The 15672-nt window shown below is 32.2% G+C and carries 18 protein-coding genes and 1 tRNA gene; 8 read left to right on the top strand and 11 right to left on the bottom strand.

Annotated features, from left to right (window positions below):
* Window positions 1-79: 79 nt before the first annotated feature.
* The 4 genes from ACJMML_RS00095 (at window position 80) to ACJMML_RS00080 (ending at window position 2899) form a co-directional block, all read left to right on the top strand.
* Window positions 80-328, top strand: a complete 249-nt coding sequence (locus ACJMML_RS00095; RefSeq protein WP_405305415.1) for a hypothetical protein — start codon at window positions 80-82, stop codon at window positions 326-328.
* Window positions 329-341: 13 nt separating this feature from the next.
* Window positions 342-1154: a hypothetical protein gene (locus ACJMML_RS00090; RefSeq protein ID WP_405305414.1), complete on the top strand. Its 813-nt coding sequence runs from the start codon at window positions 342-344 to the stop codon at window positions 1152-1154.
* Entirely contained in the window at window positions 1144-2553 is a 1410-nt protein-coding gene (locus ACJMML_RS00085; protein WP_405305413.1) for a phage terminase large subunit, read from the top strand. Before ACJMML_RS00090 ends, ACJMML_RS00085 begins: the two co-directional genes overlap by 11 nt.
* A 91-nt stretch (window positions 2554-2644) precedes the next feature.
* Entirely contained in the window at window positions 2645-2899 is a 255-nt protein-coding gene (locus tag ACJMML_RS00080) for a hypothetical protein (protein ID WP_296889486.1), read from the top strand.
* Between the two features lie 64 nt (window positions 2900-2963).
* On the opposite strand, the gene ACJMML_RS00075 is transcribed toward ACJMML_RS00080, so the two are convergent.
* The 8 genes from ACJMML_RS00075 to ACJMML_RS00040 all read right to left on the bottom strand — a co-directional run bounded on the left by ACJMML_RS00075 (window position 2964) and on the right by ACJMML_RS00040 (window position 9204).
* On the bottom strand, window positions 2964-3422 hold the full coding sequence (locus tag ACJMML_RS00075) for a type II toxin-antitoxin system CcdA family antitoxin (RefSeq protein ID WP_296889488.1): 459 nt from the start codon (window positions 3420-3422) through the stop codon (window positions 2964-2966).
* 110 nt (window positions 3423-3532) lie between these two features.
* The gene (locus ACJMML_RS00070) at window positions 3533-5509 is read right to left on the bottom strand and encodes a minichromosome maintenance protein MCM (protein ID WP_296889490.1); all 1977 of its coding nucleotides are present in this window, start codon (window positions 5507-5509) and stop codon (window positions 3533-3535) included.
* Window positions 5510-5535: 26 nt separating this feature from the next.
* A complete protein-coding gene (locus tag ACJMML_RS00065; protein ID WP_116592761.1) occupies window positions 5536-6036 on the bottom strand; it encodes a hypothetical protein in 501 nt (166 codons plus the stop codon).
* Window positions 6037-6069: 33 nt separating this feature from the next.
* Window positions 6070-6630, bottom strand: coding sequence for a hypothetical protein (locus ACJMML_RS00060; RefSeq protein ID WP_296889492.1), 561 nt, complete (start codon window positions 6628-6630; stop codon window positions 6070-6072).
* Window positions 6631-6643: 13 nt separating this feature from the next.
* On the bottom strand, window positions 6644-6778 hold the full coding sequence (locus tag ACJMML_RS00055; RefSeq protein WP_296812617.1) for a hypothetical protein: 135 nt from the start codon (window positions 6776-6778) through the stop codon (window positions 6644-6646).
* Window positions 6771-7112 (bottom strand): hypothetical protein, encoded by a 342-nt coding sequence (locus tag ACJMML_RS00050; RefSeq protein ID WP_296889494.1) that lies wholly within the window; start codon window positions 7110-7112, stop codon window positions 6771-6773. Before ACJMML_RS00050 ends, ACJMML_RS00055 begins: the two co-directional genes overlap by 8 nt.
* 152 nt (window positions 7113-7264) lie before the next feature.
* On the bottom strand, window positions 7265-7423 hold the full coding sequence (locus ACJMML_RS00045; protein WP_296889496.1) for a hypothetical protein: 159 nt from the start codon (window positions 7421-7423) through the stop codon (window positions 7265-7267).
* 674 nt (window positions 7424-8097) lie between these two features.
* Window positions 8098-9204, bottom strand: a complete 1107-nt coding sequence (locus tag ACJMML_RS00040; protein ID WP_405305412.1) for a tyrosine-type recombinase/integrase — start codon at window positions 9202-9204, stop codon at window positions 8098-8100.
* Window positions 9205-9407: 203 nt separating this feature from the next.
* On the opposite strand from ACJMML_RS00040, the gene ACJMML_RS00035 reads away from it, so the two are divergent.
* Both ACJMML_RS00035 and ACJMML_RS00030 read left to right on the top strand, forming a co-directional pair.
* Window positions 9408-9551, top strand: coding sequence for a hypothetical protein (locus tag ACJMML_RS00035; RefSeq protein ID WP_405305411.1), 144 nt, complete (start codon window positions 9408-9410; stop codon window positions 9549-9551).
* 201 nt (window positions 9552-9752) lie between these two features.
* Window positions 9753-11741, top strand: coding sequence for an ABC transporter transmembrane domain-containing protein (locus ACJMML_RS00030; protein WP_405305410.1), 1989 nt, complete (start codon window positions 9753-9755; stop codon window positions 11739-11741).
* Here the strand turns inward: ACJMML_RS00030 and ACJMML_RS00025 are convergent.
* Window positions 11691-11879 (bottom strand): hypothetical protein, encoded by a 189-nt coding sequence (locus ACJMML_RS00025; protein WP_405305409.1) that lies wholly within the window; start codon window positions 11877-11879, stop codon window positions 11691-11693. The genes ACJMML_RS00030 and ACJMML_RS00025 overlap by 51 nt on opposite strands.
* Window positions 11880-12086: 207 nt before the next feature.
* Between ACJMML_RS00025 and ACJMML_RS00020 the strand changes: the two genes are divergently transcribed.
* Complete coding sequence (locus ACJMML_RS00020) at window positions 12087-13475, top strand: DHA2 family efflux MFS transporter permease subunit (RefSeq protein WP_405305408.1); 1389 nt, start codon at window positions 12087-12089, stop codon at window positions 13473-13475.
* Between the two features lie 122 nt (window positions 13476-13597).
* The gene (locus ACJMML_RS00015; protein ID WP_296812907.1) at window positions 13598-13750 is read left to right on the top strand and encodes a hypothetical protein; all 153 of its coding nucleotides are present in this window, start codon (window positions 13598-13600) and stop codon (window positions 13748-13750) included.
* Between the two features lie 105 nt (window positions 13751-13855).
* Here the strand turns inward: ACJMML_RS00015 and ACJMML_RS00010 are convergent.
* Together ACJMML_RS00010 and ACJMML_RS00005 are read right to left on the bottom strand one after the other, a co-directional pair.
* Window positions 13856-13929, bottom strand: a tRNA-Lys gene (locus tag ACJMML_RS00010).
* Window positions 13930-14403: 474 nt separating this feature from the next.
* A complete protein-coding gene (locus ACJMML_RS00005; RefSeq protein WP_405305407.1) occupies window positions 14404-15603 on the bottom strand; it encodes a transposase family protein in 1200 nt (399 codons plus the stop codon).
* Window positions 15604-15672 lie beyond the last annotated feature (69 nt).

Below are 15672 nucleotides of genomic sequence, written 5' to 3'. Positions count from 1 at the left end.
TGAAAGTAATATTTATTATTACTTTTATATTTTTTTTATAATAAAATTTTATATATAATACATAATAAATATATGTATTATGTTACCTGAAAAAACCAACATCAGCGCAAGAGTTGAAATAACACTCAAAAAAATAGTAGAAGAATCTAGTTTTACACACAAGGATGCATACGAACTTGGAGCAATGCTAATAACTATTGGCGATGCACAGGAAACATTAACACTAATACACAACAATCCCAATTATGAAAGAATTATGAAACAAAGGGAATACCAGTTAATTGAAGCTAGAAAACAGGAACTGGAAAGGGAATTAAGAGATTTATAGGAGAACCATCACTATGGGTCGTGGAAATTCAGATATCATATATTTTTTAGAACAGCACGAACGGGAAATAATAAACTGCTGCAAAAAGGGAATGAGCAACAAGGAAGTCATAGAGTTATTGAAAACAAAATATAATCGTGATGTTGCAGAGATCACCTATAGGAAATTCAAAGCAGGATTAAATCTGACAAAAACAGAATTCCTGGAAACATTGCTGGATGAGATTCAAGTAATGAAAACTTCAGGAGCAACAGATGCAAATGTCAGACGATGGCTTGAAGAGGAACATGAAATCGAAGTAAGCCGATCCACATTCTCAAGATTCAAAAAGAAATATCATTTAACCGATGAAGAGAAAGACCCAAGAGCAAGAGATAAAGAATCATTAACAAACAGAGCAATAACTCAAGGCCAAATAATAGACAATGAAGTTCACACAGACAATATAGATTTAGCTATTGATACAATACTTCAGCAACAGGTAACAGACATCAAAACAGGCCTTAACAATCTTGACAAGATTACCAAAAATGCGGTTGACATTGAAATAGACTTTGCAAAGCTCGACCAGGAAGTAAGATACAATGCCAATGAAAAAAGTCTAGCAAGATATCTGCTTGATTTAACAGAATTAAAAATTCGTTACTTAGAATTATCAGTCAAAGCATTTGAAGCTAAAAACAGATTATTCAAAGATGAAATGGATAGATTATTCAAAAACCGTGTTCTTGAACTTGAAGATAAGAAAATAGAAATCTCACAAAAAGATATAATGAACGAAATAGAAATCCTCGCAAAACAAATAGATGATAATAATGTACAATGAAAAAGGTGAATTCTATTTAGATGCTAGAGATAAAGCTATTCTTCAGAAATGTGTATATGAGAATCCATATATTCCATTTTCTCCATTTCCAAAACAGGCTGAAATGATATTGGCAACTGAAAAGGAAGTCTTGATTGGTGGTGCTGCAGGAGGAAGTAAATCAACCAGTCTGTTAATGAGGGCATTATTCTATGTTCAGGATGATGCCAATGAATACCATGCATTAATCTTGAGAAGAACATTATCTGACCTGAAGCGTAAAGGAGCTTTAATCCATAAAGCTAGTCAATGGCTTAACAGAAAAGAGATTCAAAGAGACCCAGCTATTAGACCAAAATGGGATGGAACAGAACACTCATGGACATTTCCAAACGGCAATTCACTAACATTTGGGTACTTAAGAAACATTAACGACTTGGATACTTATCAAGGTTCTGAATACCAATTCATAGGCATTGACGAACTCACCCAACTTGAAAGATTCAAATATATCTACATGAGGTCAAGAGTAAGGAAAACAAAAGACAATAAACTCCCAACACAGTTAATGTGCTCTAGTAATCCTGGAAAACGTGGAAACAAATGGGTACGTGAAAGATTCATAGAAAAAATAGATACAGACATTCAGGACAAATCACAAATCAGATTCATCAGCTCCAGCTATTTAGATAATATCTATTTAGATAGAAAAGACTATGAAGAATATCTTATGGGTCTTGATAGAGTCACACGTGAACAGTTAATGAACGGTAACTGGTATGCATCTATTAAAGGTCAGCTATTCGATGAATCAGACTTCCACATAATCTCTCACGATGAATACGTGAAGATTCCAATAGTTAAGATTATCAGATATTGGGATCTTGCAGCTACTGAAGTATTGAACGATGACAAATTGAAAGGTAGTGATCCAGATTATACTGCAGGAGTTCTACTAGCTAAAGATCTAACTGGAAATATTTACATCCTGGATTCATATGAATTTCAACTTGAGTCAAGAAACTTGATCAATGAAATACTGAATACTGCTGCACGTGACAAGTCAGATGTACAGTACATAGAACTCGATGGAAGCACAGGTAAAAACTTCGGATTATTAATAATTGATGAGTTAAACAGAAGAGGGTTCACTACAGGTGCTGGTAACTCAAGAGAAAACAAAATTGATAGGGCAAGAAGAGTTTCAGCCGATATTCAGAAGAATGGAATTTTCCTAGTTGGGAGGGATAGAACAGGGTTTACGAAAAAATGGGCCATGGAATTTTTAGAAAAAATTACAGCTTATCCCAATGAAGCTATTCATGATGACTGTGTGGTGGCATTTACAGGGGGTTATGAAAAAATAGTTGGAGAAAAACAATCACAAAGAGTTAATGTGGATAAATGGTATTCTACATAAAAAAATAAATTATACTCCGGATAATAATTTATTTATTCTCTTATTAACAGATTGTAATATGATAAAATAAAAAACGGAGGATTTGGATTTTATGAATGATATAATATTTAACGACTGTGAATACCGTTATCTTGATGATAACGATGCATTATCCTGTAAAAACAAAGAAGGCACTGACATTTGTTGCGATAACTGTCAGGAAAATATTCATTTAAACTGCGATAATTTCAATGCAAAAAAAGATTTCTGCTTAAAATTCTTTAGAGGTAACATAAGTGAGTTAAAAGAATGTCAGGAAAAAACTGTATTTAATGACACTGACTTAAGCCGTAAATGGTCAAATTAGCTATAAAAGTACCAACAAAGAGTTAATGTGGAAAAGTAGTATTCCACATAACACTTTAGATTTATTATTCGTCTTTATTTTCATTATATGCTTTTAATACTTCTTGCCAGGAGTTAGTGTCTACTTTAACATCAGTTATGTAAACCCAGTCAAGAATATCTTCTAGTTCTTCGCCATTGATTCCTAATACTTCAATAGCTTTTTCCAATAAAGTTTCATCTGGAATTAAACTTGGTTTAAAATCATTCCATAGGAATCTCCACGCTTTATCTCTTTCTTCATTTTCTGCATTTTTCCTACTTTCTTCAGCATCGTAGTTTTGATTAATTAAAAACAATTCTACCTGCAATCTACCAATCTTATCTGTGATTTCATTAACGTTTCCTATTGGGAATATTCCATCTGCATAACCGAAGTAATGCTTTAGACATTCTTCAACAAATCCAGATAGATTAGGTATATGCTTTTTTGCTTTTTCTAAAATATCTTTTTCAATTGTTAATTCCAATCTTTTCTTGCTCATACTTTCAATCTCCATTGGTAATACTCAATTCTCAAAAAGGTGTCAGGGGTCTTGAAATATTATCCGTATATACGGATTACCCGTATACCCGTATGATTTCAAGAACTTCCCTAGAGAGATTTTTTCACATTCGAATATGCAATGTCAAAAATACCCTCACGATTAATACCTTTCTCATGACATAACATGCCACACTCCATTTCCAAATGCCTCAATGATTCAGCAGATAATGGAGTACCTTCAATAGCTATATTGCTTTTAATCATATTCTCCATATCAGATATAACATTCAATTCATCTTGTGAATGAATTCCATGTAATGCACCGGCTGTTGCTAATGTTAATCCTAAACCGCTTAATGCTTCTTTATAGATATCAATAGCTTCAATAGCATCTGTTATTGTAGCTTCTTGTCTGTATTCACATTTTGCTCTAGCTATTGTTAATCTCTCCAAAGCTTTCAAATCCCTTGGTGTGATTGGTTTTCCATCACTGGTTTCCAAAGCGGTTTTTCTTGTATTAACATAAAATTCCCTAAGCAATATTTTTGCATCTTTACTTAAAACGGGAAAGCAATTCGCTTTCATCCATGTGATATATTTCTTAAACAAATCAATATCTAAAATTTCAGATTCATCAAGAATGAAATCCTTATTAAGCAATGCATCTGCAAGTTTGGAATCCTTTTCTTTGTCAACTTCATCTGTTAAGACAAATATCAAATCAAAACGGGATAAATTTGATTCAGGTATGTCCAGTTGATCTCGATATAATTTGTAAGGGTCAAACTTACTGTACTTGGGATTTGCACCTGCAAGTATTGATGTTCTGGCTGACATGACTTGAACGAGTCCTGCTTTTGCTGAGCTAACACTTGACTGTTCCATAGGTTCGTTCAAACTCTTTTGTGCTGACGGTGAAAGCTTGTCATATTCATCAATACACAATACGCCGGTATCTGCAAGTACTGTTGCACCGGCTTCCATTGTCCATGTTCCTGTCAATTCATCTTTAACGGTTGATACTGTCAATCCTGCCTGTGATGTATTTGTTCCGGATATTGTAATGTTTTTAGGTGCTCTCTGTTTCATTGATTGTATTAATTGGGATTTTCCTATTCCTGGGTCTCCAATCAATAGCACATGAATTGTCCACCGGTCCATCATGCTGGATTTGAAGCTATCATTTAATGGTCTGTTGCCTTCAAATAATTGAAGAATCAAACCTTTCTTTATCATATCATAACCGTAAACTTCAGGAGCTAAACTGTGCCATAATAATTCAAAAATATCGTCCTGCTTAGATAGATTAATTATTTCTTTTATATCTTCTTCAGATATTCTTGAATCTTCAAAAACATCATCAACGGGAGTGATGTTGTGAATATGGATAATGAATTCATGTCCATCACTTCTGCCTTTGACTTTACGTGGTTCGATTTTGAAAATACCAGTTACATTAACAACATCTCCAACTTTTAGATTATGAAATGGTGATGCCAGATAATCCAGTACAATAGCTTTGAATTCTCTGGTGCTGCCACCACCTCTTAACTCTAAAGGTTCCTCCAATTTCAGTAATCTGTAATTCCTGTAAATACTACTGTCTTTATCAAAAAACATGGATTTACTGGTTCCTGCACATTGATTGTTCTTACAGAATTTTGGAATCACTTCTGCCTGATTGGGATCGTTAATGTTAACCAGGTTTATTGTTCCGCATTCTCTGCATATGTAACATGCTTGTTTCAAATCAACTCTAACATCAGTTATGTTTTTAATCATGGCTCTGGTGCTTATCCATTTGTTATTGCTTGTGGCATCTAAATCATGGAGATTATCTCTTTCAGGCACATTCATGAATTTCAAGGCAACATTGCCAGTATTGAAAATTTCTTCCATCTGATCTATAAATTCATAAATCTGATGTTTCCAGAAATCTTTTCCTGACTGTTCAATTAGGAATTGATTTAGGCTTTCATAATCAATACTGACTTTACACTGTTTATTTTGAGATTTGAGCTTTTCAATCTCTTCGGAATGATTGTCCTTAATGTATTTTTTCAACAGTGCTTTACCGCTTGCCATTGTGAGTTTACTCCATTCAATATTAGCTATTTCACTTGGACATCACGTACAATGAAACTGTAATAGACATAGCTTCCAGTTTTTTCTTTAACCTGAATAGTCATCTCACCTAATCTGTTAACGAATTCACGGTATTCAGCAAGGTTGACATTTCTGATGATATTAGATTTACCAACGGAACCTGCATTTTCCAATTCGAGAATGCTGGTAATGAAGTCAAATAATACACTGCCTTTACGAATGTTTTTGTGAATGTCACCATCGTTTTTGAGGTTAACATTGATTTCAATATACAATTGGTCATCATCCTGGAAGATGTATAATTTGAATCTGTTAACTGTTTTTTCTTCACCGTCATCATCAAAGGTGTATGAAGTTACGGAAGACATTTCTGGCCTGCCGGTTAGGAGTTTACCATCTTCAAAGTCTTTTAATTCTGCTTTTTCATATCCGTCTGGAATTTCTACAATTTCTTCATAATCAAGTTGTGTATCTGTGAATATTGTTTGTTTATCATTAAAACTCATTTTATCATCTCATTTAAAAATATTAAAGAGGATTTAGTTACCATCCTCTTTTAAAAATTTTGATTGGCTTTGAATTGTTTTTTCAGCTGTCATTTCTTCAGCACTAACTTCTCCAGCACCTATCAGTTCAGCTATTGCACGGTTGGTTGCACGTGTCTTTGCAGTAGACATTATAGTGTGATCGCTCACTTTGTCTTTTCCTTTTTCGGAACGGGAACACAATGCATCAGATTCAACACTACGGCCATTAGGTAATGTTGCTCTAACGCAATAGTAAGCTTCACGTACTCTTCCCATTTTTGTTCTTTCAATGTCCCGGTCAACAATGTGGGTGTCAACATTGAATGCACGTGATAGCTTTTGCCATGCTGATTTTTTCTTGAAGTGTCTTTTCACTTTAACGTAGTTTCCGTTCTCATCTTTTTCTTTTACAATAATTTCCTGATAATCTGTTTCATTTAATAATCCTTTACAGAGTTTTTGATAAGCGTCCCATTGTTCAATAGCTACATCAACATTTGGAACATTATCTGTAGCTATTAATTCAGTTTCTTTAGAAACTTCAGGGCTTTCTATAATTTCGGCTTTAACCATTTATATCACCTTTTTATAATCCTACTGTACTTGTTACAATTCCAATCCAACCTATCACTAAAGCAAATAATATGCTGCCAATTAATATTAATCGTGGATTGAGGTTCATCGGTTCAGGTTTAGGATATAATCTAACTGGTTTAGACATTTTTGTTAGCTCCTTTATTTTTCCTAAATCCTACAATATATGCTTCCCCTCTTCTGAATTTTACAAATCCAATATCACCTTTAGCAGCATAGTGCATTAATGACAATAGCTTTGCATGAATTTGAGTAACGTATGCTTTTTCTCTACCCATAACCAATACAGTTCCATTGTCATCAATATGGAGGATTGTTTGTTCTACATCGCATTTGGCAACTTTAATCTCGCCATTGTGAGTTAAAATGCCATGGTAATTATCTTGGAATTGATTAACGGTGGTTGTCATTTGATCATCTCCGTTAATGCAATGTTTTGAAAATGGTGAATAGCTATTCATACTATTCACCTGATTCAATTTTATTAAATAAATCCCACATTCTGTCCCATATGTTTTTTGGAACTATTACGTGAGGTTCTCCGTCAATGTCTTTCATTTCTATCATAATTAAGACTCCTGTTAATGTTTTAATGTTGTTCATCCGTCTGGTGTTAATCAAGTTTCATTATCTTGATTCTGTATGACTTGAAAAATTCCCTTTCACTTTGAATGTTTTCGTTTTCCTGAATTTCAGCAATACATTCTTCAAGTGCCCTGAAATTATTGAAAATTATTATTTCATTGGGTCGGGGTTTAATTACTTCACACATTATGTTTTGTCTCCTGTTTTTTCCCTTGTGGGTGTATATTCAACAATCTAAAACTCAATGTGGGTCAGAAGTCTTTGAAATAAAAATAGTAGGTTGTTAAAAATAGTTTTCAATTCTTTGCCGGATATTTAGAGTAAAATAAGTCTTTTAATTTAAAATGTATAAATATTTATATATTCCTTAAAATAAACTAAATATTGGGTTAAGTTTTGAAAAGTATTAATTTTTAACATCGTTTGGCGACGTGTCTAATTATTTTTATTTTTCTTACTGACCCATTAGGATTATATTAAAAAATAATATAACTCGTTGTCCACGAAAAATTATTTTTGTATAATCCTTTATCATGATCTTTTTTTCTCATTGCTTTTTTTGATATTTTACCTCCAGATATTGATTTTCAGGCCGTACTAAAAAAAAGTTGTACGTGTGTGAAAAATTGTTCTCACTTCGTAAAATTGCTTTCAGTTAGTAATGGCTAATCATAGTTTGTCAAAATGAATATATAAACATTACTATTCTTATTTTAATGAATAATATTTAGTAGAAAGAGTTATTTTATATTAAATTGTACACCCTAAAAAAATAATCATCGGTGTTTTGAAAATTGGTGTTTAGAAAAAAATAAGAAAAAATGTTGAAATGTATAATTTACATTTTCAACTTAATAATTTTTATTTGATATTCATTAAGACTTCCTTTTTAAGCTGTCTGATTTCTTCATCAATACCATCCATTCGTTTTTTATACTCTGCATTTTCCTTTTCCATCTTAATAAACTCTGGAGATTTGACGGTAATCTTTTCAATCTCCTTGCTCATGGTAAGTGCAGGTAAATGCTGAATATATTCTTCTTTCAAGTCATCAGGATTGGCCATAAAGTATGCGGTATCGGTTTGGTTTTTAGCCTTTCCCTGCAATTCATTAACTTTTTCCATTGGCATTCCATCATTGTACAATGCACTTGCATGAAACTTTCTCAGCATGTGGCTGCGGAAACGGTTGTAGTTACCTACTTTACCTAAGTTTAATCTTTCATTTACAAGTGAAAAGCCATGTGTAAAATAATTGGGGTCTACCTTAAAAAGTCGACGGCGATCAAGTAAGGAGTCTATTCTCCACAGCAGGTAATTGTTTATTGCAAGAGTTGCTTCAGGACTGCAGAATGTGGTAAAATGTTTTCCTGTTTTTTGTCTTTTGATGTGAAATGTTGGAACTACACCTTCACAGTTACCCAAATCCTCAATTATATCAAAGATATTGGTTTCGTTTGTGTATTCACTTACTGCCTCAATATAATCTCCGATTGTCAGGTTTAGTGTTTCCATTCTGGCACAACCGCTGGATGCCATAAATAATATGATAGGTTTAATTGTTGGTGTAGCCACATCCACCGCCTTTCTGATGATTTCCTTATCTGGCAGGTCCTCAAATTGTATGGGTGCAGATGTGTTTGCAGCTTTTTTATTTATTGGAGGCAATTCGAAAAGTTCAATTTCATAATACCTGTAGATTACAAGTATAGGTGTGAACATTGCTTTTACAGTATTCAACGAAAAATTGTCAAGAAGATATTGCCTGAAGGTTAACAGTCTTCTTTTTAATTTTCTGCGTTTCCATTTTATACCTGCATCCTCTTCTGCTTCTGCTTCGTCTAGGAGTTCTTTTAAACTCATTCCACAAAATTCAGTATACTTTTTCACAGCGTGTTTGTAGATTCTCTCCGTTCTCTCGCTGTGGTTTTTCATAATATGTATCTCTTCAATTAACTCGTTGTCCATAATATCACTTTCTATTTTTTTAATATTATAGGATTATAGTGAGAGCATTTGACAAGTAATATTTCTTCGTAAACTATGGAACAAATTTAACTAAAAAGTAGTAGATAATTCCCCTACTTTTTAATCATCTTTTGTTCGTATTGTATCGAACAAATTTCACTAAAAGTAGTAGATAATTTAAAGTGTGTTATGCCAACAGTAACATGAAGTTGGTCAAAAGGAATCAAAAGTTACATGATCCTAATTCTCCATTGCTGATTGGTGAGGTTAAAGAGGGTGATGTTGTAACGGAAGTCAATGAACCTAGCTATATTGAACCTAAGCAACCAACTTTATTTGATTATTAATTATTAATATTACTGTCAATTTAATCTTAAAAAAACAGTCGGATGAATTAATTGGCAATTATTCCTGTCTGAATGTGGTGAGAAACAATCAACACGATTAAAATAGTTATATTTAGTACAACTAATATTACTATAATGACTTATTTTCTTCTCATGTTTTGTATGTTGAACTATTTATATTTTAAAAACTAGATTATGTTCATGAAAAAGTTTTTGAGTGTTGCATTAAAATTCCAATGGAAAACAATATTGATTATTTTCGCGTTAATAATCCTTCAGACATTCTTTCAAATGGAAATAATTGATTTGTTCGGTGTGGCTTTGTCTGGAGTCAAGGAGCAGAACGCCGATTTGCTTTTCAAATCCGGATTATACATGTTAATGTATACAGTCATTTCAATGATTGCCCTTTATGCCGTTTCTTTTCTCACAACAAGAGTGGCTTCAAAAGCAGCATATACTGTTCGTGAGAAAATATTTCATATTCTTATGAACCTGCCTGATGAGGAGATTGCTAAATTTAAAATTTCAGGGTTAATTACAAGGTCAACCAGAGGGATGTCCTCAGAACAGGGATTTATAGTGATGATACTCGAACAGTTAATGCTGATTCCGGTTACATTTATAGCAATTTTATACGAAATAGCATTGATTGACGGAACTTATGCGATATTCTTCTTATCATTTGTTAGCATTCTTTCCCTGATTGTAATTTTGAGAATGAAACAAATTGTAGAAATATTTTTCAGGGCTAAAAAGACATATGGAAAGCTAAACCTGTTGTTCCTATCCAAAATCACTGATATAGCCAACAGGATCCCATTTAAAAAACAGGAGTATGAATCTGAATTTGAAAAGGCATGTGAGAACTCCTATGATAAGAATGTCATATATATTAAAAGTCAATATTACCTCGGACCAATATTAATGTGGGGTTTATATGTTATTGTCTTGATTACATTGGCAATGGTTAATTCCGGATACACCATAGGATTTGAAACAGACAGTGTAATCGATTCATTCATTATTCTAGTATATGTTGCCTACTTCATCACCACCCTTACCAATATTCCAGCATTAATTGACAGATGGCCACGTGCATATGCCACTTCTGTGCGTTTGGAGGAAGTCTTGACTCTGGAAGATAAAACCATAGAATCCAAAAACACAGATGACCATCCAAAAAGAATAGAAATTGTCGAGGAGGATATTACTCAAGAGGATAGGGGTATATGGGCTGAAAGAAAGGCCATCTCCCAAAAATTCACTGAAATATTAAAAGAAGATAAGATCAAAGTAAGAATATCCCTGATTTTACTTACTGTATCCACATTGTGTATGGTTTATGCCCCTAAAGTTGCAGGAAAGACTGTTGATTTATTGGCGTCTAATTGGAATTCAACTAATGACCCTGCCATATACATTAATCTTGCCTTGTTGCTCGTATTATATTCTGTTGGCTATCTCTTCAAATTGCCTCCAAAGAGAATCATGGGAGTTACCGGCGAAAAAGTGGCCTATAATTTAAGAATGAAATTATTTGATAAGCTTGATGCTGTCGGTTCAGGTTTCATTCAGGAAAATTCAAAGGGTCTTGTTCTATCCAGACTAAACAACGATGTGATGAACATCAGGGAGTTTGTTTCATCTAAATTTACTGAAATTTATGCGCAGATTCTATTTATAGTCTTTGTAATAGTGTTGATTGTGATGACAGACTTCAGGTTGAGCTTAATATACCTTGTGATATTGCCGGTTTATGCCGTTTGCTTTTATGTATGTGATGTCAAATCTAAAAACTATTACGATGGTCATCAAATGCAGTTGGGGAGATTGATGAGCTATTTTGAAAGAGGCCTGTCAAATCGTGATTCATTCCATGAAAAAGGGTTTAAAAAAATGAATCAAACTGTAATTGATTATTATGTCAAATCCAAAAACGTTACTAATTTTATGGTGCCCGTTACAACCCTTTTAACAAATATAAGTAAGATAACTGTTTATATTGCGGGGATTTACTTTTTAGCAGGTAATGAGATTCAGATAGGGACTCTATTGGCAGTTATTATGTATGGGCAATTATTAACAGATCCTATTAAAAAGCTAAGTTCCTCGATGGCCACTATTGAAACTTCATTTTCAAGCATCAAAAGGATATTTGCAATCATTGACTATAAAAACGATAAATAATTGAATTTCAATCATCTTGATGTCTGATGTAAGCTCAATTATTCTTGCAATTTGAATTGATGCTTTTTTTGAATAATTCTTTGAGGTTTCATAATCCGATTTGCCATTGATGATTGGTGATGTTGTAAAAGAAGTCAATGAACTCAGTTATATTGATTCACAACAAAGATTATTTTAAATTAAGGCATTTTGACTGTTATATTTGTGTTCTTTAGCATTTGCAGTTGGGAAATAGTTTTAAAATTATCTTTTTTTCTCACTGTAGTTCAATAACAGGCTAATTGTTAAAATATTTAATGTAAATTGTATAAATTATTAATTGACAACAATTATGGAACAATTATCATGAAATTTGAAAATAAAAGTGGATTAATAACCTTGATTATACTTATTATGGCTTCTGCAGTCACATTAATCTCACAAAGTATTGTAACAACAAGTTTGCCTTATTATATGGATGATTTTGCAGTATCTTCAGCAACTGCGCAATGGACATACTCAGTATTTCTATTGGTGCTTGGAGTAATGATTCCTCCAACTGCATACATTACAAAAAGATTTAAAATCAAAACAATATTGATTACATCACTCATTTTATTTATCATCGGATCCCTGCTTTGCTTTTTATCAACAAACTTTGAAATGTTAATTGTTGGAAGAATCCTTGAAGCTATGGGAACTGGTATTTTAATGCCAATCGGTCAAATATTAATCTTTAGAATAATGCCTGAAGAAAAATGGGGATTTTTCATGGGGTTAATGGGATTTCTTGTTGGAATTGTGCCTGCAATGGGACCTACAATCGGCGGAATTATAATTGACTTATTTAACTGGAGAGTTATTTTTGAATTTTTAGCGATAATAACTGTAGTAATTCTGGTTTTATCAATACTCCTTGCAAACTTTGAACTTGAAACCCAAAATTATCCTTTGGATTTCCCATCATTGATACTGTCAATAATATTTTGTGTAGGGTTGATGGTAGGATTTTCAAATATTGCAGAGTTTGGATTCAGCTTTATTCATGTGATTTTACCAATAATCATTGGAATATTGACATTAATAATATTTGTTAAACGTCAAAACAAAATTGAAAATCCTCTTGTTAACTTAATAGTACTGAAAAATAAGTATTTTGTATATGGGACTGTTTTTGCAGCATTACTATACTTTATGATGTGCGGAATCAATGTAATGGTACCGTTGTTTGTACAAAATGTTGCATATTACTCTCCAACGGAATCTGGACTCATATTGTTCCCTGCAGCAATAATCATGATTGTGTTCAATTTCATAAGCCCTATAATGGCCGATAAGATTGGAATAAAACCAGTTTTAATAGCCTCATCAATTGTGAATATTATCGGATTTGCTTGCATGATGACTTATAATATGAATTCCACATTTGAATATCTGTTGGCTACTCAGTTAATCAGGGGAATCGGCTGTGGGCTTGGTTTATCACCTGCCATTACATGGGCAATGAGTGTTGTTGCAGGTGATGTTGAGGATGCAACTGCAGTCAACAACACCACAAGGCAGGTCGTAGGAGCTATAGGATCATCAGTTACAGTTGTGATAATGCAGATATTGGCAAATGGAAAAATTACTCATAATCAGTTTTCCGTTAATTCATTTAGTATGACTTCATTAATGATGATAATAATAACTGTGGTCTTGTTAATAATAACAATACTGTTTATAAAAAATAAAAAGGACATTGTGGATTATTGACAGTGACTATATTATATTTCATTTATTGATTATTATATCCAATTTTGTTAGAGCATTTGATAAGCAATATTTGTTCGTAAATTAGGAAACAATTTAACTAAATGTAGTAGATAATTTGAAGTGTGTTACGCCAACGCCAACATGAAGCGGTTAAAAGGAACCAGAAGTTGCATAATCCTGATTCGCCGTTGCTGATTGGTGATGTTAATGATGGTGATCTTGTAATGGAAGTTAATGAACCTAGCTGCATTGACACACAACAAAAACTAATTTGAAAATTCCTTTATATTCGATAATGAAATATATATTTTAATTCTATTAGAATTAAATATTAAATCATTTTTTTTGCTGTTATAAAGCATAATAAAAAAGTAATGAAATGGGCCCGACGGGAATTGAACCCGCGACAACAAGGTTAAGAGCCAAGTGCTCTGCCAGACTGAGCTACGGGCCCCATTGAAAATTCATAAAAATAACAATAATATTTTACAATTTACCCTATTTAACTGTTTTGTTTTGTGCAGGTAATTCATTTAAATCAAACTCTCAAAAGTGTAAATCTAATTAAATTTTGAAAGTATTGTCATGGTCTATTCTCGCAGGTCTGGTGGCATGATTTCTTGTTGGCGTCTGCAGGTGTGACATTTTTTTGATGGAGAAAAATGGGTCTATTTGAATGAAGTCTTTTCCATACAATTTGCGTTGTACCGTATCATTTTATTTTGTATCCTAATGATATGATTGCGTCAAGATTATATCATTTTTGAGATCTTCCTTGATTATTTGATTTTTTTAAGGATTTCTTAATAAAAATCCAATCCAAAAATTTAATCACGGGGAAAGCAAATATAAAATTATATTTTTGTTTAAAAGTCAGCATGTAAAAATATTTTTTAAAATTATGCACTTTCAATAACTTAAGTGATTTTTAGTAAATCGCATTGTCCTCATCCCAATACTTTAGTTTTAGATTGAATCTTTTTAAAATTCCTTTATCTGTTTTAAATAATTTTTTTATGTGTTTTGGGAAGTTTTTTAGGAAGCAATTTTCGATTTTATTGGATGTTATTGCTATTTTTGAGTCCGTGAGATGGTTTGTGAGTTTTTTGAATTCGGGAATTATTAATTTGGAGACTAATTTACGAATAACTGATGGAACATTTGAATTTATATAAAATAATTTATCCCTTATTTTTTTAGCTTCGTTTATTGAATCTACATCAATTATATCAAAAAATAAACTCTTATAATCATGAATGATTTCAATTTCTTCTTCAGAAGCATTGTTTTTGTCAATATAGTCCCTTATTTCTCTGTTTATTAATTGTTTTGTGTGAAATGTACAGAATTGTTGTTTTATTTGTAATTTATCAATTGCTACTCGATACTCTGATTTTAAATCTGTTATAATGCAATTCTTCTTTTGATTACGTAATGATTGATTCAAAAAGTCATATACGTTTTCTACTGTCTCTGAATCGACCAATTCTTTGGCCACTATTGTATTAAGTTCTAAGTCGAATAAAGCTAAAATATACTTCCATTTTCCATTCTTTTTAACCCAAAGAGCATCAAATAAATAATATCCTGAAAAAGTCCAATTTCTATGCTCAATTTCATATTCAGACTTCAAAATAATGTTTTCTATGCTTTGATGTGAAATTTCAATGTTATGTTCTTTTTTCAATGATTTACGAATTTTATGAAGACTACCATTAAAATAACTATATAAATACTCAATATGTTCAATTACAGGAATAGTTATATTTGCATTTCCATTAACAATGCTAGATAAATCCGTATATATCACATGTCCACATTTATTACATTTATATTTCTGCACAATACAATTTTGCTCTCCAATTGTTAAAAAAATTAATTTTCTAGAATAAGTACCATTTTTAACAACATCGCGAGAATAACACTCTGGACAAACGACATTCACTGGCTTAAAATACTTTTCACCTTTTCTAGTTGAAACAAACAAAGAATTATCAATAGAAGGACATCCAATTCGAGTTTTATCCTCATTAGTTCGAAATTGAGAAAACTCTGGAATAAAATCGGAAAGTTTATAAAGTTTATCAGACATATTACTATTTGAAGCTTTTATATTTGTTTTAGTCATATTAATATATTAGCTTCACTTATTATATTAATTTTACTACTTTTAAATTAAAAATAAAGAAAAATTAGA

It is taken from the genome of Methanobrevibacter sp. (assembly GCF_045130115.1).
Classification (GTDB): Archaea; Methanobacteriota; Methanobacteria; order Methanobacteriales; family Methanobacteriaceae; genus Methanocatella.
The sequence above is the reverse complement of the archived record's forward strand: the minus strand, read 5'-3'. Positions and strand labels throughout refer to the sequence as shown.